The 21425-nt window shown below is 46.6% G+C and carries 16 protein-coding genes; all 16 read left to right on the top strand.

Features of this window, described 5'->3' with window-relative positions:
• Positions 1 to 44: 44 nt before the first annotated feature.
• Complete coding sequence (locus AB3489_RS14130) at positions 45 to 416, top strand: hypothetical protein (RefSeq protein WP_368293382.1); 372 nt, start codon at positions 45 to 47, stop codon at positions 414 to 416.
• Positions 417 to 519: 103 nt separating this feature from the next.
• Positions 520 to 2205 carry a DEAD/DEAH box helicase family protein gene (locus AB3489_RS14125; protein WP_368293381.1) on the top strand — a complete coding sequence of 562 codons (1686 nt, stop codon included), beginning with the start codon at positions 520 to 522 and terminating at the stop codon, positions 2203 to 2205.
• Positions 2198 to 2920 carry a phosphoribosyltransferase family protein gene (locus tag AB3489_RS14120; protein ID WP_368293380.1) on the top strand — a complete coding sequence of 241 codons (723 nt, stop codon included), beginning with the start codon at positions 2198 to 2200 and terminating at the stop codon, positions 2918 to 2920. Before AB3489_RS14125 ends, AB3489_RS14120 begins: the two co-directional genes overlap by 8 nt.
• Before the next feature lie 426 nt (positions 2921 to 3346).
• Positions 3347 to 3877, top strand: a complete 531-nt coding sequence (gene raiA / locus AB3489_RS14115; protein WP_015044892.1) for a ribosome-associated translation inhibitor RaiA — start codon at positions 3347 to 3349, stop codon at positions 3875 to 3877.
• A 154-nt stretch (positions 3878 to 4031) separates the two neighbouring features.
• The gene (gene secA / locus AB3489_RS14110) at positions 4032 to 6542 is read left to right on the top strand and encodes a preprotein translocase subunit SecA (RefSeq protein WP_368293379.1); all 2511 of its coding nucleotides are present in this window, start codon (positions 4032 to 4034) and stop codon (positions 6540 to 6542) included.
• Positions 6543 to 6612: 70 nt separating this feature from the next.
• Positions 6613 to 7720, top strand: a protein-coding gene (prfB, locus tag AB3489_RS14105) for a peptide chain release factor 2 (protein WP_368293377.1) whose coding sequence is annotated in 2 segments (ribosomal slippage) — positions 6613 to 6681 and positions 6683 to 7720 — 1107 coding nt in all. Because the reading frame shifts where the segments join, the coding sequence is not laid out codon by codon here.
• Positions 7721 to 7753: 33 nt separating this feature from the next.
• Positions 7754 to 8566, top strand: coding sequence for a transketolase (locus tag AB3489_RS14100; RefSeq protein ID WP_015044889.1), 813 nt, complete (start codon positions 7754 to 7756; stop codon positions 8564 to 8566).
• On the top strand, positions 8566 to 9531 hold the full coding sequence (locus AB3489_RS14095) for a transketolase family protein (RefSeq protein WP_368293376.1): 966 nt from the start codon (positions 8566 to 8568) through the stop codon (positions 9529 to 9531). The genes AB3489_RS14100 and AB3489_RS14095 overlap by 1 nt, the downstream gene beginning before the upstream one ends.
• 319 nt (positions 9532 to 9850) lie before the next feature.
• Positions 9851 to 10537, top strand: coding sequence for a cell division ATP-binding protein FtsE (gene ftsE / locus AB3489_RS14090; protein WP_019224968.1), 687 nt, complete (start codon positions 9851 to 9853; stop codon positions 10535 to 10537).
• Positions 10527 to 11411 carry a permease-like cell division protein FtsX gene (gene ftsX / locus AB3489_RS14085; RefSeq protein ID WP_019224967.1) on the top strand — a complete coding sequence of 295 codons (885 nt, stop codon included), beginning with the start codon at positions 10527 to 10529 and terminating at the stop codon, positions 11409 to 11411. Before ftsE ends, ftsX begins: the two co-directional genes overlap by 11 nt.
• Positions 11412 to 11483: 72 nt before the next feature.
• A complete protein-coding gene (locus tag AB3489_RS14080; protein ID WP_368293375.1) occupies positions 11484 to 12617 on the top strand; it encodes a murein hydrolase activator EnvC in 1134 nt (377 codons plus the stop codon).
• A gap of 72 nt (positions 12618 to 12689) precedes the next feature.
• Positions 12690 to 13871: a S41 family peptidase gene (locus AB3489_RS14075; RefSeq protein WP_019224965.1), complete on the top strand. Its 1182-nt coding sequence runs from the start codon at positions 12690 to 12692 to the stop codon at positions 13869 to 13871.
• Between the two features lie 334 nt (positions 13872 to 14205).
• A complete protein-coding gene (locus AB3489_RS14070; RefSeq protein ID WP_368293374.1) occupies positions 14206 to 15246 on the top strand; it encodes a hypothetical protein in 1041 nt (346 codons plus the stop codon).
• A 67-nt stretch (positions 15247 to 15313) separates the two neighbouring features.
• Positions 15314 to 17365 carry an excinuclease ABC subunit UvrB gene (gene uvrB / locus AB3489_RS14065; protein ID WP_019224963.1) on the top strand — a complete coding sequence of 684 codons (2052 nt, stop codon included), beginning with the start codon at positions 15314 to 15316 and terminating at the stop codon, positions 17363 to 17365.
• 145 nt (positions 17366 to 17510) lie between these two features.
• On the top strand, positions 17511 to 20333 hold the full coding sequence (uvrA, locus tag AB3489_RS14060; protein ID WP_368293373.1) for an excinuclease ABC subunit UvrA: 2823 nt from the start codon (positions 17511 to 17513) through the stop codon (positions 20331 to 20333).
• Positions 20334 to 20541: 208 nt separating this feature from the next.
• Positions 20542 to 21384, top strand: a complete 843-nt coding sequence (panB, locus tag AB3489_RS14055) for a 3-methyl-2-oxobutanoate hydroxymethyltransferase (protein WP_015044879.1) — start codon at positions 20542 to 20544, stop codon at positions 21382 to 21384.
• Positions 21385 to 21425 lie beyond the last annotated feature (41 nt).

Raw genomic sequence — 21425 nt, 5'->3', positions numbered from 1 at the left:
AATCAGAAGAATTAATGATTATACGGCAAAGGCAGGTCAGGCACATGATGCTTATTTATGGTGTATTGGCGGTAGGTTTGATTATTCTTTGGTTATGGGCAGGACAATATGAGTGGGAGCTTCCGGATGCCCTGTCTGAACGGATTGGGGCCTTTAGAACAAACAACACGCGGCAGGTGAAGACAATCACTGACAATGCGGTTTTGGCTATTGAGGCCAAGGAATTTGACCATGAGGATATTGAAAAAGAAATTTATATGGTCAGAAAAACACGAAACAGGAAGGAGGGAATAATTGTCAGCATAGATCTGTCGCAGGAGAATGCCAATCTTCCTAAAGACGAGCAGGAAAGAACCAAGACCCGTCTGGAAAGACGTTTTCCTGGCCTGACGGTTCAATATACTCAGAAAGGATAAGGACAAAAGCGTGCTTTTTTACATATTAGCCAAAGACAATGGAGAATTCTGTTTTTCTCCGCTGCCTTCTGCGGGCCTAATCCTGGGAGGGTGGACGAGATATTTGAGCCCGGGGTTACCGCTAGGAAAGCTGCTGGCCGTCACTGCAGGGCTGCCTGATAAAAAACCAACGACACAACCAGCCACGCAGCCATTTTCACCAGCTCTGCCATCAGCACCAGTTATAGACAGGGACTTTGAAAACAGGCTTGCCCAAAAGCTAACAAATCGAATGAAAAAAGAAAATATGGGCGTTCAAGAAAAGGTTCAGTGGCAGGATACCAGCCGGGAGGCCTTGCCGGAGGCATTCAATATCGAAGTGCTACAGAATGAAACCGTGTACCAAAAATTCCTGAGAATAGCGGAGGGCAGGCAACTCGCCGAAAATGAGTTTCGGATTGTGGAGAAGAAGCTCGCCGTTAGTACGAAGGAAGTTCTGGGCTTCATGCAAAAAGCTGTGCAGAGCGGAAATGCAGAGTGGCTGCCGATTTTTGAACAGGTTCGATCCAGGTATTTCTGTCGGCGCTGCGGAAGCAGTCATTATGAAGAATGGCCATCACTGTATGGCGATACATATACCTGCCTTGACTGTCGGGAAATTGGACCGCTCAATTCTCTGCAAATTCTTTTTAGGCTCCATTCCGTCGATGTTCCGGGTCAAACACAGGTGGATACGGATAAGTGTAAACCAGATCAAACTGTCCGGAGTTATAGCCTGGAATTTACTTTTGCGCAGGAAAAGGCAGCCGAAGAGCTTTGGCAGCAGGTGCACCGGCAAAAAGCACAAGAAACGCTGCTTTGGGCTGCCTGTGGCGCTGGAAAAACAGAGGTTTGTTTCCCTTTGATCGACAGTTTTTTGCGTCAGAATAAAAAGGTTCTTTTTGCGGCACCCAGACAGGACGTTGTGCACGATGTTCAGCCTCGTTTGCAGAAAAATTTTCCGGAATACAATATCAAAATTTTAAGCGGAGCGCTGCCGCAGGATATGGAGCCCTCAAAGCTAACCGTCGCAACAACGCATCAAGTTCTGAGATTTTATCAGGCTTTTCACCTGATTATCCTTGATGAGACTGACGCCTATCCGTATGAAGGAAGCAGCGTCCTGGAATATGGGATCAGACAGGCTTTAAGACCAGATGGACAAATTATCTGTCTTACAGCGACACCGTCAGCAGAAATCCTGTTACGGGTCAAGAGCCAGAAATGTGCGATCGTCAGACTCCCTGTAAGACATCATGGATTTCCTGTTCCGGTCCCCGAATGGCAAAAAAATAAACTGACCAGGGATCGTTCGCTGGTTGAATTGAAAAAAGTATTGCTGAAATTGATTGCGGACGGTCCGATTCTGGTCTTTGTCCCCACAGTTGCGTTGGTTAAAGAATGGACGGGTGTGCTGAAAATGGCTTTTGGTGATCTGCGCGTGGAGGGAAGCTGGAGCTCGGATGCTGCGAGGAGAGAAAAGACCGTACTTTTCAAGCAGGGCGATATTAATATTTTTGTCTGTACATCCATTTTAGAAAGAGGCATAACCATTAAAGGTGTACAGGTTGCAGTTTTATTTGCGGATCATACGCTCTATGATGCGAGGGCTTTGGTCCAGATGGCCGGCAGAACAGGCCGGAGCGCAGAATGTCCGTTTGGAAGAGCCGTCTTTATTTATGCCGAACAAACCCCGGCCATGATCCAGGCCAACCGCTGGATTCAGGACCAGAACAGGCTGGCTGAAGAATGGGGATGTCTGAATGGTTGATTTATTCTTGAGACTTAAAGAAAACGCAGCGCTTTTGTGGTATGAGAAGACAACGTATTGTCTGCTTTGCGGCAATGTATCAGAAGAAGCGGTCTGTCTGATTTGTCAGCAGGCGTATTTCTTTCCGAATCTGCCTCGCTGTGGTTCCTGCGGCAAAATTCTTGCAGAGACCAAAACACGTTGCCGAAATTGTGAAGCAGGAAAGGGGCCGGAAGGATTGGATAAAGTAACCTGTCTGGGTTATTACAAAGGTGCCTGGAAAGAATTGGTCCAGCAAATTAAATATAAGGGACAGCCATATCTGGTAACGTCTCTGGCAGAAGTGATCATTCCATGGGTTATCCGCTGCTTGCCTCCTCCTGACGCAGTAGTTCCGGTGCCGATGCATCCAGACAGGCTGGCCCAAAGAGGATTCAATCAAGCAGAGGTGCTGGCCTCAATCATCAGCAGGCAGCTGGCAATTCCTTATCAGAATCTGCTTGACCGAATGAAGGATACAATTCCTCAGACTACCCTGGGACGCAGGCAAAGGCTGCGGAATCTCCGGGATGCCTTCTCAGTCAAACCTGGTTACAGTGATCTCAGGGAAATTGTCTGGCTGGTTGATGATGTTGTGACGACAGGCTCGACGCTAGAAGAATGTGCCGGGGTACTGAAAAAGAATGGGGTAAAGAAAGTCTATGCTTTTTGTCTTGGCGCGGGTAAAGAAGAATGAGACAATTTGCCGCAGAAGAATCATTTTTTGCAGAAAATTGCAGAATGAAGACAAAAATAGGACCTTCGTACTAATCGATGGACTGCTCACAATTTTATCCACCAATAAAAATGAAAATATACGCCAAAAAGTAAAGTTATCAACATTATCCACAATTTGTTGTGTATAACTTCAACAAACCGAAACGCTAGTATCATGTTAACCCTAAATCTCATATATCCTGACAGCAGATTTTTCGCAATACTGCGTTGTCTTGCAGAAAATCTGCTGCCATCATATAAAATTTTAAGGTTAACAAGATACTGCTTCTCAGGATGTTTTCAGTTCGTTGAGGTAATAATATCACTGAACAAAGATAAAATATGGCAGGAATTTAATAAGAAAAGATGAATTATAATACTATATCAGGCGAAAGGGGTTGAGACTATGAATATCAATGTTCGAGGCAAACAAATGAAAATGACGGACGCGTTAAAGGATTATGTAGAAAAAAGAGTCCGTAAGCTGGAGAAGTACTCCGATGATTTTCTCGATATTCAAGTCATGCTGTCCGTAGAAAAAGAACGTCAGAGAGTTGAAGTTACTGCCCCGCTAAACGGATTTCTTCTCAGAGGTGAGGAAGAAACAGATGATATGTATTCCTCCATCGACCTGGTAGTGGATAAGTTGGAACGCCAAATGGAAAAATACCGCAAGCGTATTGGGAAAAAAAGAATAAAATCCACGAAGGAGGAGCCGAGCTATATCCTCGAGGATGATGAAGAAATCTTTGACAATAACAGCATCGTTAAAACAAAAAAGTTTTCAGCTAAGCTTATGTCGGTTGACGAGGCAGCGATGCAGATGGACCTGATCGGGCATAATTTTTTTGTATTTGCCAATGCAGATACGGGGCAGATAAATGTTGTTTACCGGCGTAAACACGGCGGCTACGGCCTACTGGAGCCAGAATACTAAAACGGCTGAACAACTCAGGTTTATTAATCGCATATCCTGAGCAAAAAAGTGTCCCGCCTAAGCGGGACATCTTTTTGCTTAGATTGAACCTTCAGTAAGACAGTGATAAAATAATCATATTAAGCACACCGCGCAAGGTGAAAGGTGGACCAAAATGGGTTTTTTAAAGGATTTGATTGATGACAACGCCAGAGATATAAAAAAGTACCAAAAGAAAGTTGAAAAAATTAATCAGTTGGAACCTTCCATACAGGTACTCTCTGATGACGAACTCAGAGCAAAGACAGTGGAATTCAAAGAAAGACTGGAACAGGGTGAGACGCTGGATGATCTTTTGCCGGAAGCTTTTGCTGTCGTCAGGGAAGCTTCGAAAAGAGTTCTCGGACAGCGGCACTATGATGTTCAGCTTATAGGCGGAATGGTCCTTCACGATGGAAGGATCGCCGAAATGAAGACCGGGGAAGGCAAAACGCTGGTTGCAACCTTGCCTACGTATTTAAATGCCTTAACTGGCTTGGGCGTCCATGTTGTGACGGTTAACGATTATCTTGCCACCCGTGACGCCAATTGGATGGGCCAGGTGTATGATTTTCTCGGTTTGTCCGTCGGGCTGATTGTTCATGGTCTGACACACGAACAGCGGCGGACAAGCTATAACGCCGACATTACGTACGGCACGAACAATGAATTCGGATTTGACTATCTGAGAGACAATATGTCCGTCAATCCTGCCGCTGTCGTCCAGCGGGAGCTCCATTATGCGATCGTGGACGAAGTAGACTCGATTCTGATAGATGAAGCGAGGACGCCATTAATCATTTCCGGAGAAGCTGATAAGCCCACTGAACTGTACTTCCGGGTTGCGAAGGTTGTCCCCCGCCTTAAGCCGGAGGAAGACTATCATGTCAATGAAAAGGACAGAGTTGTAACGCTGACGGAGAATGGGGTATCTAGGGTTGAAACAATGCTCGGGGTGGATAACTTATACGATGACCTACACAATGAAGTTGCGCATCACGTCAATCAGGCTTTGAAAGCGCATACCCTGTTCAAGCTTGACCGCGACTATGTGGTGAAAGACGGTCAGGTCATTATTGTCGATGAATTTACGGGCCGCTTAATGTTCGGGCGCAGGTACAGCGAGGGGCTCCACCAGGCGATTGAAGCCAAGGAAAATGTCAAGATTGAGCGGGAATCTCAGACGCTGGCAACAATTACGTTTCAAAACTTTTTCCGGATGTTTAAGAAACTTGGTGGCATGACCGGTACCGCGAAGACGGAAGAACAGGAATTTATTAATATTTACAGGTTGGACGTCGTAGAAGTCCCCACGAATCTTCCGATGGTCAGACAGGATCTGCCTGATGTTATCTATAGGACGGAAGAAGGCAAGTTTGACGCCGTAGTCAACGATATTTCGGAAAAGAATGCCAAAGGCCAGCCAGTACTTGTTGGAACGATTTCGATTGAAAAATCCGAGAAGCTCAGCGACATGCTGAAAAAGAAAGGTGTTCCGCATCAGGTGTTGAACGCGAAGTTTCATGAACTTGAAGCCCAGATCGTCGCCAAGGCGGGGGAACAGGGTATGGTAACCATTGCAACCAATATGGCAGGCAGAGGAACAGATATTGTTCTTGGGGAAGGCGTAAAGGAACTTGGCGGACTGCATATCATTGGCACGGAAAGACATGAATCCCGCCGGATTGACAATCAGCTGAGAGGACGTTCCGGCCGTCAAGGCGATCCGGGGTCTTCCCAGTTCTATATTTCACTTGATGATGATTTGATGCGGCTTTTCGGCGGTGACAATATTGCCGGGCTAATGGACAAACTGGGTATGGACGACAGTGTTCCTGTCGAATCCAAAATTGTCAGCCGCAGTATTGAAACAGCCCAGAAGAGAGTCGAGGGCAGAAACTTTGACATCCGCAAACACGTGCTGAATTATGACGATGTTATGAACAAGCAGCGTGAGATTATTTACTCGCAGCGCAGATCCGTTCTGACAGGAGAAAACCTGAAAGAACAGGTAATGGATATGATCGAAAAAGTCATAGCCGACACCACAGCGCGTTACAGCGGAAATAGCCCGTATCCGGAAGAATGGGATCTGGTCAGTTTTCTGGACTATGTCGACAATGTTATTCTTCCTGATCATGACTTTACCCCCGAACAGATTAGCAATTTAGCCAAAGAAGAAGTTGAAGAACTATTGACCGACAGGGTGCATGAACTGTACGAGATCAGGGAATCCCAGTTCGGTTCGGACCTGATGCGCCAAATTGAAAGAGCAGTGGCTCTGCAGGTTGTAGATACCCGCTGGAAGGAACATCTTGACGCGATGGACAGCCTCCGGGAAGGGATTGGCTTAAGAGCTTACGGACAGCGCGATCCGCTCCTTGAATACAAGAATGAAGCCTTTGATATGTTCCAGGGTATGGTAGAATCCATCCAGGAAGACGTTTCGACTTATATCTTAAGAGTAACACCTCGGATTACGACGCAAGTTCCGGAACAGGCGCAAAAAGTCTCCGAGAACCGTTATGAGGAAGAACAGGAACAGGTCAAGAAGCCCCGCAAAATTGGGGAACATATTGGCCGCAATGATCCCTGCCCGTGCGGAAGTGGGAAGAAATATAAGAAATGTTGCGGAATCAACAGCTAAATAAAATATTGACAAAACAGATTTGTTTTACTTTAATAAGCAGTGGAAAAAATAATCTAGGGGTGGAAAAATGCTTGCCGATTGGAAAAAAGAAATTGAGAATCTAAAAATGCGTTTAGCAGATTTGAGGGTTTCCCTTTGACGTTGCTGGCCGTCAGATAAAGATTGCCAAGCTTGAGGACGAACTCAACAAACCCGGTTTCTGGGATGATCCTTCTTCAGCGCAAAAAGTCATGCAGGAATTGACCCGTGAGAAGGATAAGGTGACGGTCCATCAACAGCTCCAGGATCAGATCGAGGACATCGCTGCACTTTGGGAGTTGGCTGTGGAGGAAGACGATATTTCTTTTGAATCGGAAATTGAAAACACCATTGTTAAATTGAAAAACCAGTTTGCTGATTTGGAACTAGAGATTTTGCTCAGCGGACCTTATGACCGTAATAATGCGATCATTACCCTGCACTCCGGCGCAGGCGGAACCGAATCCCAGGATTGGGTGCAAATGCTGTACAGGATGTATGTACGCTGGGGTGAACGCCGGGGATTTAAAGTCGAGACACTCGATCTTCTCCCGGGAGAAGAAGCAGGAATTAAAAGTGTAACATTTTCCTTGGTCGGGGAGAATGCCTACGGCTACGCCAAATGTGAGAAAGGGGTACACCGTCTGGTTCGTATCTCTCCTTTTGATGCCTCCGGACGGCGGCATACTTCCTTTGCCTCTGTCGATGTGATTCCTGAAGTCACTGATGATGCAGAGATAACCATTGATGCGGAAGATTTAAAGGTTGACACGTACCGTTCAGGAGGAGCCGGCGGACAGCATGTCAATAAGACGGATTCTGCTGTACGGATCACACACCTGCCTACCGGAATTATTGTTCAATGTCAGAGCGAGCGCTCACAGATTCAGAACAGGGCTTATTGCATGCGGGTTCTTCAGGCCAAGCTTTTGGAATTAAAGCGAAAACAACAGGAAGAGGAAATATCTGAGGTTCGTGGGGAGCAAAATGATATTGCCTGGGGGAGCCAGATCCGGTCCTATGTCTTTCATCCTTACAGCATGGTTAAAGACCATCGGACCAGCTATGAAACAGGGAATGTCAATGCGGTGATGGATGGGGAAATTGATCCGTATATTTCGGCTTATCTTCAGCAAATTGTCGGACAGAATAAATAAATTGTGACCAAGCAAAGGAGGAAGCTTTATACCATGTCAGATTTAAAAGAAATCGCCTGCAGGATACGTCAGGACATCATCGAAATGCTGGAAAAAGCTAAATCAGGGCATCCAGGCGGCAGCCTTTCGGCCGCAGATATCCTTGCCGTCTTATACTTCCGGATCATGAATATTGATCCGGCCAATCCTGGATGGCCTGAGCGGGACCGCTTTGTGCTCAGTAAGGGGCATGCTGCCCCTGTACTTTATGCAGCTCTGGCTGAAAAGGGATATTTCCCGCGCGAGGAGCTGCAGCACTTACGGCAGACCGGACACTTTCTTCAAGGGCATCCGGATATGAAAAAGGTTCCGGGAGTCGATATGTCCACTGGTTCTTTGGGACAGGGCATTTCAGCTGCAGTTGGGATGGCGCTTGCCGGCAAGATTGATCAAAAAACATACAAAGTATATTGTCTCGTAGGTGATGGGGAAATGAATGAGGGCCTGGTTTGGGAAGCGGCAATGGCAGCAGCCCATTATAAGCTCGATAATCTGATTGGCATCCTGGACTTTAACGGTCTTCAAATTGACGGGGAGACGGAAAAAGTCATGAATTCTTCTCCGCTCTCCGACAAATGGGGAGCCTTTGGATGGAATGTCCTGGAGGTTGACGGCCACGACATTTCAGCATTGACGGATACCCTGGAAGCAGCGAAGCAGGTCCAGGGCAAACCGACGATGATTATCGCCAAAACCATTAAAGGGAAAGGGGTATCTTTTATGGAAAACCAGGCGGGGTGGCATGGAAATGCACCCAGCCCTGAACAAGCGGAAGCTGCCCTGGCTGAACTGAGAGGTGAAAACTAATGGCTGAGATGTTTGATCTGATTAAAGCGGAAAAAATAGCGACGAGAGATGCCTATGGCAAAACACTTGTGCAGCTTGGCGGAGAAAACAAGGATATTGTGGTTCTGGATGCCGACTTGTCCAAGTCAACTAAAACAGCCGATTTTGCCAAGGTATTTCCGAAACGTTTCATCAATATAGGCATTGCCGAACAAAATTTAATGGGAGTCTCGGCCGGGCTGGCAGCAGCGGGCAAAATTCCCTTTGCGAGCACTTTTGCAATCTTTGCAACAGGAAGAGCTTTTGAACAGATCCGGAATTCCATTGCATATCCGAAGCTCAATGTGAAGATTGCGGCTACCCATGCGGGGATCAGTGTAGGTGAAGACGGTGCCTCCCACCAGGCTGTGGAGGATGTGGCGCTGATGCGTTCCGTGCCAAATATGACGGTATTGGTTCCTGCTGATGCGGAGGAAACAAGTCAGGTCATCAAAGCTGCTGCAGCATACCAGGGACCTGTCTATATCCGGCTCGGAAGACTGGCACTGCCCGTGCTCTTTGATTCATCTTCCTATCAGTTCGAGATTGGCAAGGCCAATGTCCTGAAAGACGGCAAAGATGCTGTCATTATCGCAAACGGGCTCATGGTAGCGGAAGCGCTGAAGGCTGCGAATGAACTCAGCGGGCAGGGCTGCGATGTCGCGGTTGTCAATTGTGCCTCTGTTAAACCACTGGACAAACAGACCATTATTCAGATCGCGCAACAAACAGGAGCAGTTGTCACGGCGGAGGAACACAGCATTATCGGCGGACTCGGAAGTGCAGTGGCAGAAGTATTAAGCGAAAATTGTCCTGTCCCGCTCTGCCGGGTTGGGATCAATGATGTTTTCGGAGAGTCCGGACGCCCGGATGAACTGCTGGTGAAGTATCATCTTACAGCGAAAGACATTGTTGAAGCTGTAAGACGAGTGATTGCCAAAAAATAAAGAGCTGCAGGATAAATAAAAGCAGGATATTCCCCAAAAGGGTATTCTGCTTTTTACTTTTGCTCAATTTGTTCTTTTAATTGCCGATGAAAATAGTAAGAAGATTTGGATCAGAAAATAGCCTAAAGAAATCAAATATATTTCTGTTGTTATTTGTCAATATATTTATTTTTTACACTATCGTTTAATAATTGTGGAATGCATTCCTGAGATCTTGCCATTTTTCAGGAAATGTTTAATTTTTTTAGCTGTCTTAGACAGGAAAATAACACAAAATGTCGAAGAGATAAATGTTAATAGGTCTTCCGGAGGACAATGAATGATTAAGCTAAAGAATGTTTCTAAAATTTATCCGAATGGTGCCCGCGCTCTGTTCGGCGTCAACCTTGACGTCGCTAAGGGAGATTTTGTATTTCTGGTTGGGGCCAGCGGGGCCGGCAAATCGACACTGATCAAACTGCTCTACCGGGAAGAAATTGCTACGAGGGGACAGGTACTCATCGATAATGTCAATCTTGTCAGAATGTCTTCCAGCCATGTGCCATTGGTCAGAAGAAAAATTGGTGTTATTTTTCAGGATTTCAAGCTGCTTCCGGCAAAGACCGTGTTTGAAAACGTCGCTTTTGCCCAGCAGGTTATTGGTAAAAGTATGAAAGAAACCAGAGAGAATACGAATACGATTTTGGATTTGGTTGGACTTGCTAAGAAAAAGAATGCCTTTCCTTCCGAGCTTTCAGGAGGCGAACAACAGCGCGCCTGCATTGCCAGGGCGCTGGTCAACAAACCCGCTTTGCTGGTTGCGGACGAACCGACAGGGAATCTTGATGTTGATACTTCCTGGAGTATCATGGAACTGCTTAACCACGTCAACAAGCTGGGTACCACGGTCGTTATGGCAACACATGCCAGGTACATTATTGAACAAATGAATAAGAGGGTAATAAGGATTGAAGAAGGCAAGATTGTTGATGACAGCATAGAGGGGGCATACAGAATTGTCACTTAACTCAGCAAAATATGTTCTAACCCAGTCTCTGGTATCATTGAAAAGAAACTTCTGGCTCAGTGCCGCATCCATTTTAACGGTGATGATTTCTTTAACAATCGTTGGGTATTCGGTTTTCTTTTTAGTCAACACATCGAACATTGCCGAGACCTTTGAATCCCAGGTAGAAATTGCCGTGTTTTTAAATGATCATCTGGAGACATCACAAATTACCGATTTGAAAAGTCAGATTCAAAAACTTGAAGGTGTCGCAACCGTTGCCGTTACCACTAAAGATCAGGCTATTATAGAGTTTCAGGAATCCATGGGTTCCGACTCTCTTCTGGAGGATTTGGGCGGAGTGAACCCATTTCCGGATAAGATTACAATTACAACGACCGATGCCCGTCTCGTTGAAGAGATTACTTCCCAGGTAAGCGGGCTGACCGGAGTCGAGAAAGTCCGTTATGGGCAGGGCTTTGTTGAGAAACTGATTGTCTTTACTCAGTGGCTTCGCTGGGTCGGGATTGGCGTTGTTGCCGCATTTGCTTGTGCCTCTTTCCTCTTAATTGTTTTAAATATTAAAACCAATGTAAATTCCAGAGAGAAAGAGATTCAAATCATGCGCCTGGTTGGCGCCAGCAAATCCTTTGTCCGTTGGCCTTTTATCATCGAAGGGATCGTCATCGGTATGGTCGGGGCAATCCTAGCTGTTGCGCTGGTTGGGGCTACCTATACCTGGCTCCTGCAGTATATTATCTCGACCTTGAGTTTCCTGCCTGTTGTCAGCAGTCAACAGTTCATTATCAATGTGCTTCTGCTGATGGTTCTGGGCGGGGTTGCCATGGGATTTCTGGCAAGCGCGTTCTCTGTACGAAAATTTTTGAACCTTTAAAATCAGTTTTTTATGATTTTAGACGTCGAGGTTAACGAACTTTGAGTTCTATGGGGGGGAATGGCGTAAAATATGATTAAAATGACAAGACCGGTTGTTTTGCTGATTGTTTTAACTCTAATGGTTACCTTCAATTTTCCTGTGACCGCGGATGAACTGTCTGATGCGCTTAAGCAGCAGGAAAAGATCCTGAATCAGCAGAAAAACGCGGAAGGAAACCTGAATAGCCTGACGACAAAGGCGCAACAGATGGAGAAACAGATTCGGCAACTGACGACGCAAATTTCTGACGCTGAGGTGGATCTGGATCAGAAAGAAAACGCCCATGCGAAGGCCCAGGAAGAAGTAACGGCGATTCAAACGGAAGTGACAGCCAAACAGCAGGAACTGAAAGGGAGACAGGATACTCTGCGCAGTCGGGTACGCGCGATCTATGAAGAAGGTCAGGTAAACTATCTGGAAGTTCTATTCCAATCCACAGATTTATCCGACTTCATTTCCAGAGTAGAATATCTAAGCTGCCTAGTTGAAAATGATCAAACCATTTTAAGTGATATCCGTGTTCAAAAACAGGATTTAGATGAAAAGAAGGAACTCCTAGTCGCTAAAATGGATGAGGCGGAGAGCTTAAAACAACAGGCGGAAGCAGCTAAGAATTATTTGGACAGCAGCAAGTCAAAAAAAGAAGTAGCACTCGCTGAGAATAAAGAGGATCAGGAAGCGCTGCTCGAACAAATTGACAAGCTGGAGAGAGACTCTAAAGCACTTGAGTCAAAAATCCGTGAATTGCAGAAGAACAACACCGGAGGAGTTACTGGGACAGTTAGTGTCTGGCCTGCTCCAGGATACAAGTATATTACCAGTACTTTCGGATACAGGGTTCATCCGATAACAAAACAGTATAAACTGCACACCGGAGTCGATATCGGTGCACCATACGGGGCGAAGATTGTAGCAGCAGGATCCGGTACGGTGATCTTTTCCGGTTGGTACGGCGCCTATGGAAATGCCATTATTATCGACCACGGCAATGGAATTTCAACGCTTTACGGCCATATGTCTTCAAGGGCGGTTGCAGTCAAGACAACAGTGGCAGCCGGCCAAACAATCGGTTATGTTGGATCAACGGGATGGAGTACTGGGGCTCACCTGCACTTTGAAGTACGTAAAGACGGCACCCCGACGAACCCGATGGCCTATTTTTAATCAATTGGACTTAACTTGTACAAGTCTGCATATACTAACAGAGAATAATGAGTTTGATAGGGAAGTGGACGTTTGTTCAACCGTGTGAATTGGAAAAAAGCTTTTATACAGGCCGCCGCAGTCGGCCTGATATTTTGTCTGGGGCTGGCACTTGTTGTTGGCGGGTTTGTACTGGTCAATTATGATCACCTTGGAAGATTTATGCGGGTGGTCTATCTTATTGACACCCAGTATTTAAATGGAACATCCCGTGCTGGACTCGTTGACGGGGCAATCGACGGGATGGTGGGCTCGCTGGACCCGTATTCATCCTTCCAGGATGCTGAGGAAAACAAAGTACTGATGAATTCGATTCAGGGCACCTTTGGAGGGATCGGTGTACATTTAAGTACGGCAGATCCGGAAAAATTGGTTGTTATGCGTCCAATCAAAGGTTCCCCGGCTGAAAGGGCAGGACTCGAAGCGGGGGATATTATCACAAAAATTGACGAGACCGATGTCTCCACGATCAGCCAGGATGAAGCAGTTGCGATCTTAAGAGGAGAGCCCGGGAGCAAGGTGACGGTTAAAATTTACCGGCCGAAGACGAAGACAGAATTTACCGTAAGTCTTATTCGTGACTATATCAATGTTCCGACGGTTGAAGGGATCTCCCTGCCGGGAAGGTCAGATATTGGGCTGATTGATATTTCCAGTTTTAACATTAATACCGGGGATGAACTTGAGAAGGTTTTACGGGAGATGGATCTGACCAAATATAAGGGTCTGATTATTGATCTTCGTTATAATTACGGAGGAGAAGTCAATGCCGCGATTAAAGTAGCAAGTTTTTTGGTGCCGGAAGGGTCGATCGTTCACATTGTGAATAGGAACGGCGTCGTAGATACAAAAGAATCGACTGCTGAATATATCGACATGCCCATTGTCATTTTAACCAACGAATATACGGCCTCAGCAGCAGAAATCGTATCGGGGGCAGTCAAGGATTACGGAAGCGGGGCCCTGGTCGGGACGAAGACGTATGGCAAGGGTGTCGTGCAGACCGTGTTTACCCTTGATGGCAACACCAGCGTAAAGCTGACGACGGACAAATATCTTACACCGAAGAAAAATGATATTAATAAATTGGGAATCAAGCCCGATGTTGAAGTCGAACTTAAAGAAGGAGAAAAGCCTACCATCCTTCCGACCGAGCCTGTCTTCGACAGTCAGCTGAGCAAGGCGGTTGAAGTCCTGCTGCAGAAAATCCAGTAGGATAGAAAAGGATACAGTATCTTTATTCAGTCAAATGGAAGACGTCTTTCTCTAAATAGAATCCGCAGCGGAACGAATGATTAAACCCATTCTGCTGCGGATTTATTTAATGAGCAATCTCATCCTAGTACTACATTCTTAGAATAGACATACACATCGAGAGTTAATTCCTGATAAGAAGATCTTCTTATTATCCCTATGATCAGTCTAAGGGACACAGTTTCGCTGTGAGGAGTATTGTAATGGACATTGCATTTCTGTTTTGACGGGAGAACGCCGGCTGTTCCATTTGCATAGAATATCTCACAGACATTATTGAACTGGAGGAATCATCGTGGGGAATACAAGTGGGATTCGTCATTATTATATTGAGGCATTCACGCCTTACGGTTACGTATCGCTGCTGCCTGAACTGCTGAAAGAAATTAAATATACATATCTTCTCACGGGCGGCCCGGGTACCGGAAAATCAACCATGATGAAGCTCATCGGCATCCAGATGATTGATCGTGGGAATGATGTTGATTATATCAGGTCGATCAGGGAAGCCGATTCAGTTGCCGGTCTGTACCTGCCCAAGCATAAAATATGCTTACTCGATAAGGATGAATTTAACTGGCAAATAAATTTCTGCGGCCCGTACCACCGTGAAATTGATTTTTCTTCCTTCTGCCGCCAGAGCAGACTGGAAGAACACAGCCCTAAAATCAGTCAGCTCGGAGCAAGTCTTGCTGACATTGAGCAGGACATCATTGCCCAGCTCAGAAAAGACTATATGCCGAAAAAAGAAGAGGAATCTGAGGAAGATGGGCACGCCTGTCAAAACAAAACCAGGAATCTGGACGCTGTCCTGTCTTTGGCCTGGGAAGGCGATCAGCAAGGTGATGATTCGCCGCATATTGATGAGATCACGCGAATCCTTTCTAGAATAAAAGCAAATAATCTGTCGTTTTATTTTCTCCATAGCCTTCAATTAGAAGGGTGGCTAAATCTTGCTCCAAGATATATTCGGGATTTTGACCGGATTTGCCTGGACGGTGAAGAGTCTGCTCACCTTCTGCGGGTACTGCTCGAAGAGGTTAAATGCCTGGGGCAGGCCATGGAAATCATTGTTCATCCGCTAAAACCGTACACAATCGTCGGTTTGCTCTTTCCGGAAAAGAATCTGGCTGTCTGGAAAGGCAATCCCTGCCGGATTGAAGAGCAGGGTTTCCGGATGGGTCACAGTACGGAGCTGATAGCTATTCTCGAACAATACAGAAAAAACCGCCTCGAATTAAAAAATCTAATTAATGACTCCGTGAATTTCAGGGGATTGGACCATTTCCGCAGCGAGCTCCTGAGCAGTATTTTGACGGACCTCCATCAAGGATGAAACAAAAATGCGGGAATGAGAACAAAATGATATAATAAATATACTGTCTTTGATGGAGGGATATTCTATGGAATTTCGACTGCGGGCACCTTATAGTCTTTCTGGAGATCAGCCCCAGGCAGTGGACAAGCTTACTGAAGGCATTCTAGCCGGTAATAAGCACCAAACGCTGCTGGGTGTTACCGGATCGGGTAAAACATTTACAATGGCCAGCATCATTGAACGCATTCAAAAACCGACCCTGGTCTTTGCACACAATAAGACGCTGGCCGGACAGCTGTATTGCGAGTTTAAGGAATTTTTTCCGGAGAATGCGGTTGAATATTTTGTCAGTTATTATGATTATTATCAGCCGGAAGCTTATGTTCCATCCAATGACCTCTACATTGAAAAAGACGCTTCCATCAATGAGGAAATAGAAAAATTGCGGCACTCGGCCACAGCTGCGTTGTTTGAAAGAAGAGATGTCATTGTTATCGCAAGTGTTTCCTGTATCTATGGTATGGGGTCTCCGGATGAGTACCGGGATATGGTTCTGTCTTTGAGGCAGGGCCAGGAAATAGAACGCAATCAGATGCTGCGCAAGCTGGTTGAAATCCAGTACGACCGGAATGATACCGCCTTTTATCGCGGAACTTTCCGGGTAAGAGGGGATGTCGTCGAGGTATGTCCTGCTTCTACGGATGAAAAGGCAGTTCGGATTGAAATGTTCGGCGATGAAATCGAACATCTTTATGAGGTGAATCTTCTGACCGGTGAAATCCTGGGAGAACGAAAACATATCTCGATTTTTCCAAACTCCCACTATGTGACCGAACGTGATAAATTAATGCTGGCAGCTGAAAATATTGAGCAGGAGCTTGAAGAGCGCCTGGAATATTTCCGTTCCAGGGAAAAGCTGCTGGAGGCTCAGCGCCTCGAACAGAGAACCCGCTACGATATTGAAATGCTTCGGGAGATGGAATTTTGCAACGGTATTGAAAATTATTCCAGGCATCTTACCTTCCGCAAACCAGGAGAAACACCCTATACTTTGCTGCACTTTTTCCCGAAGGATTTTCTGATGTTCATTGATGAATCACATCAGACTCTACCGCAGGTCAGAGGCATGTTTGAGGGAGACCGTTCCAGGAAAAGCACGCTGGTGGAGCATGGTTTCCGCCTGCCCTCTGCCATGGATAACCGGCCGCTGCGTTTTTCTGAATTTGAAATAGTTGTACCCCAAAGGGTCTATGTCAGTGCGACTCCCGGACCATACGAAATGGAGCACTGCCGCGAGGTTGTGGAACAGATTATCCGGCCCACAGGTTTGATTGACCCGGAGATCATTGTGAAACCCACCCAGGGACAGATTGATGACCTGATCGGCGAGATCCGGCAGCGGATTGCCAGGGACGAAAGAATCCTCGTGACCACACTGACCAAGAGAATGTCCGAAGACCTGACAGACTATCTGAAACAGCTGAATATTAGTGTCAGATATCTTCATTCTGATATTCAGACCCTTGAGAGGCTGGAAATCTTAAGAGAACTCCGTCTTGGAGAAATAGATGTGATTGTCGGGATTAACCTTTTAAGAGAAGGCCTTGATTTGCCTGAGGTATCGCTGGTGGCGATCCTTGATGCTGATAAGGAAGGATTCTTAAGATCGGAAAGGTCTTTGATCCAGACTGTGGGCCGGGCGGCCCGAAATGTCAACGGAAAAGTCATCATGTATGCGGACAATATGACGGAATCTATGAAAGCCGCGATTGGTGAGACCAACCGTCGCCGAGCGATCCAGGAAGAATATAACAGGGCACACGGGATTATCCCGCAGACCATTCGCAAGCAGATCTATGAAGTGCCTGAAGCGACGAAAGTTGCGGAGAAAAAGACGGCTTATGGGGAAAAAGGTGGCAAGCTGACACCTGAGGAACAGGAAAAAACCATTCAGGTTCTGGAAGAAGAGATGCTTAAGGCTGCCAGGGAACTGGATTTTGAACGCGCAGCTGATTTGAGGGATGCGATCATTGAACTGAAGGGAGAATATGCTGGTATGACACGGAGCAGCCGCTCTAAATCCGGCAAAAACTATTCTTCCGAGAAACAGAACAGATCCCGTAAAAAAAGAAGGTAAATGAATGCGAACAAATGTTCCCTTTTGCTGTTTTTTGGTGTAAGATAAGATCGTGGCAATTATGGAAGAATAGATGTTAAATAAGGAATAGAATCAAGCAAAAAATATAGCCTTATCATCTTTAGAAGCCTTATGGAGGAAATGTATGACCCAGGATTATATCAAGGTACGGGGTGCCCGTGTCCATAACCTCAAAAACATTGATGTCGATATTCCGCGGGATAAGCTCGTTGTTATTACCGGCCTGTCCGGTTCAGGAAAATCATCTCTAGCTTTTGACACCATTTACGCTGAAGGTCAAAGACGCTATGTTGAGTCCCTCTCAGCTTATGCCCGCCAGTTCCTGGGGCAGATGGACAAACCGGATGTCGATTATATTGAAGGGCTATCACCCGCAATCTCCATTGATCAGAAGACGACAAATCGCAATCCACGATCAACCGTAGGAACGGTAACGGAAATCTATGATTATCTCAGACTCCTTTATGCAAGGGTCGGTCATCCGCATTGTCCGAACTGCGGCAAGGAGATTAGCCAGCAGACCGTCCAGCAGATGGTGGATCAATTACTGACCTATCCGGAGAAAACCCGTTTACAGATTCTAGCACCGGTGATCAAAGGAAAAAAAGGAGAGCACGTCCGGACACTCGAACAGGTCAGAAAAAGCGGCTACGTTCGGGTGAGGGTGGATGGAGAAGTCAGAGATCTCAGTGAGGAAATACTTCTTGAAAAAAACAAAAAACACTCCATTGATGTGGTTGTCGACAGAATTTCCCTGAAGCCCGACAGCACCGCTCGGCTCGCCGACTCAATCGAGACTGCGCTGAAGCTCGCCGAAGGCACGGTCCTGGTCGACATCGCGGGTCAGGAAGAGATTCTATTCAGCGAAAATTTTGCGTGCCCGGACTGCGGAATTGCAATCGACGAGATTGCTCCAAGACTGTTTTCCTTCAACAGCCCATTCGGGGCCTGTCCGTCGTGTACCGGACTCGGGGCGAATTTGGAAGCAGATATCGATTTGATTATCTCCGACCGCGGCAAGTCGATCAATGAAGGTGCAATCGTGCCGTGGGCGAAATCGAATTCGAGCTATTATCCTGCCTTGCTGCAGGGGCTGGCCGAAAAATTCGGGTTCAATCTGGATTGCCCGGTGAAAAATCTGACACCGGAGCAGTGGCAGGCCCTGGTCTATGGCTCTGATTCACCGATTAAATTCAGTTACTACAATATCTTTGATGAATTAAAAAATTGGAAAGCGCCTTTTGAAGGACTGGTGCCGTATTTTAACCGCCGATATAAGGAATCGACCTCGGACTATGTCCGGAATGAAATAGAAGGTTTGATGACAGAGAGACCGTGCCCGGTCTGTCAGGGCAAGAGGCTGAAACCCGAAGCGCTGGCTGTGAAGATTAATCGTTTATCCATCTATGAGCTGACCCGGCTTACCGTGATGGAGTTCCTGGACTTTTTTAAAAAGATCGTTCTAAGTGAAAAGGAACAGATGATTGCGCGTCAGGTTTTGAAAGAAATCAAAGAAAGGCTTGGTTTTCTTGTTAATGTCGGGCTGGACTACCTGACTCTGGATCGTGCCGCCGGGACACTTTCAGGCGGGGAGGCCCAGCGGATCCGTCTGGCCACGCAGATTGGCTCGAGTCTCACCGGCGTGCTTTATGTGCTGGATGAGCCAAGCATCGGTCTGCACCAGCGCGATAACGCTAAACTGCTGGACACGTTGAAAAAACTGCGGGACTTGGGGAACACGCTTTTGGTCGTGGAACATGATGAGGATACTCTTTTGGAGGCCGACCATATCATTGATATCGGCCCTGGCGCCGGAACCCATGGCGGGCATATTGTGGCGCAGGGAGATCTGGAAGCGATCAAGGCGTGTGAAGCTTCGATTACCGGGCAGTATCAGACCGGTCGTAAAAAGATTGAAGTCCCGGCTCAACGTCGCCAGCCGAACGGAAAATGGCTTGAAGTAGTCGGCGCAGCCCAGAACAACCTGAAACAGCTCCATGCCAAATTCCCTTTGGGTGTGATGACTTGTGTAACAGGAGTGTCCGGATCGGGCAAAAGCACGCTGGTCAACGAAATATTATTTAAAGGGCTTCAGATGGAACTCAAAATCAGCAGCAAAGTCCGTCCCGGGGTTTACCGGGAGCTCAAAGGACTGGAGTATGTCGACAAGGTTATCGACATTGATCAGTCTCCGATCGGGCGTACACCGCGATCCAATCCAGCCACGTACACCGGGCTATTTGATTTTATCCGGGACCTCTTTTCCCAGACGCCGGAAGCGAAAATCAGAGGCTATAAACAAGGCCGGTTCAGCTTCAATGTCAAAGGCGGACGCTGTGAGGCATGCCGGGGAGACGGAATCATAAAAATTGAAATGCATTTTCTTCCGGATGTCTATGTCCCGTGTGAGGTATGCCGCGGGCAGCGTTACAACCGTGAGACCCTGGAGGTAAGCTTTAAAGGAAAAAATATTGCGGAGATCCTCGACATGACGGTTGCTGAAGCGGTTGAATTTTTCGCGGCTGTACCTCGGATTGCTCGAAAACTGCAGACCCTGCAGGATGTTGGCTTAGGCTACATCAAGCTTGGGCAGCCGGCTACGACCCTTTCCGGGGGAGAGGCCCAGCGCGTTAAGTTGGCTACGGAGCTCAGCCGCCGCAGTACGGGGAAAACGCTGTATATTTTGGATGAACCGACGACCGGTTTGCACGTCGCCGATGTGGATAAGCTGTTAAAGGTCTTACAGCGCCTCGTTGAGGCGGGCGATTCCGTTCTGATCATTGAGCACAATCTGGACGTGATCAAAACCGCCGATTATATCATCGACCTCGGTCCAGAAGGCGGCAGTCGGGGAGGCGAGATTGTCGCAATTGGTACGCCCGAGGAAATCGCCGCGGTTCCGGCCTCGTATACTGGACAGTTTTTAGGAAAACATCTGGGAATTTAGGACAATGGGTTAAATTCATTAATTTTTACAAGCTGGCGTCGTTTTATACGGTGTCAGCTTTTCTGATTTTTCGACAATGTCATTAATTGGTGTACTCCCCTTGTGGAAAAGTGTCGGCAGGGGGTAGACAATTGAAGGCAGATGGTATATATTATATTGTAAATAATTTTAAGGAATCGTTCCTATATTTTTGGAGGGAAAGAGAAAAATGCGATCGAAAGTCAACATCAATGCGTTGCAGAACAAAGTGAATTTAAGTGAAAAAATTACCATGCTCACGTGTTATGACTATCCAATGGCCCTTCTTGAAGAGAAGGCTGGTATCGATATTATACTTGTCGGAGATTCTATGGCAATGACCGTTCTGGGAGAAGAGACAACCCTGGGCATGGACCTGGATACCATGGTCACACATGCCAAGGCAGTCCGTAAAGGTGCACCTACGGCGTACTTAGTCGGCGATATGCCTTATATGACCTATCAGATCAGCAAAAAAGAAGCCATTCGCAATGCAAGCCGTTTTATGGCAGAGGCTGGCTGCGATGCTGTCAAGCTGGAAGGCGGATCCAATATGGCGGATACCGTCGAAGCTATGGTCAAAGCGACCATTCCTGTCATGGGACATCTTGGCTTAACCCCGCAATCGATGGCTCAATTAGGTGGATTCAAATCCCAGGGACGCGATTGTGCAGGCGCCTTAAAGATTATTGAAGATGCCAGAATTCTTGAGGAAGCCGGTATTAGCCTGTTGCTGCTGGAAGCTATTCCGCCTGAAGTCGGCAAGATTGTTACTGAAAGAGCAAATATCCCGGTTATTGGAATCGGAGCAGGTCCATATGTTCATGGACAGCTGATGATTGTTCACGATGCGCTGGGTTTCTTTGACGCTTTCACCCCCAAATTTGTCAAGAAGTATGTGAATCTGAATTCGATCATTTTGGATGCTTTGGAAAGCTACAAGAATGATGTAGTTGGGGAACAGTACCCGGAAGACGGGCATAATTATAACTTTATGAATGGGGAATTGGAAAAGCTTCTCAGGCAAGCATAAAAATCATACAGTAATATGAAGGTTTAATATTAGATACTGCT

It is taken from the genome of Dehalobacter sp. TBBPA1 (assembly GCF_040931655.1).
Lineage (GTDB): Bacteria > Bacillota > Desulfitobacteriia > Desulfitobacteriales > Syntrophobotulaceae > Dehalobacter > Dehalobacter restrictus.
This window is presented reverse-complemented; position numbering and strand designations above follow the sequence as displayed.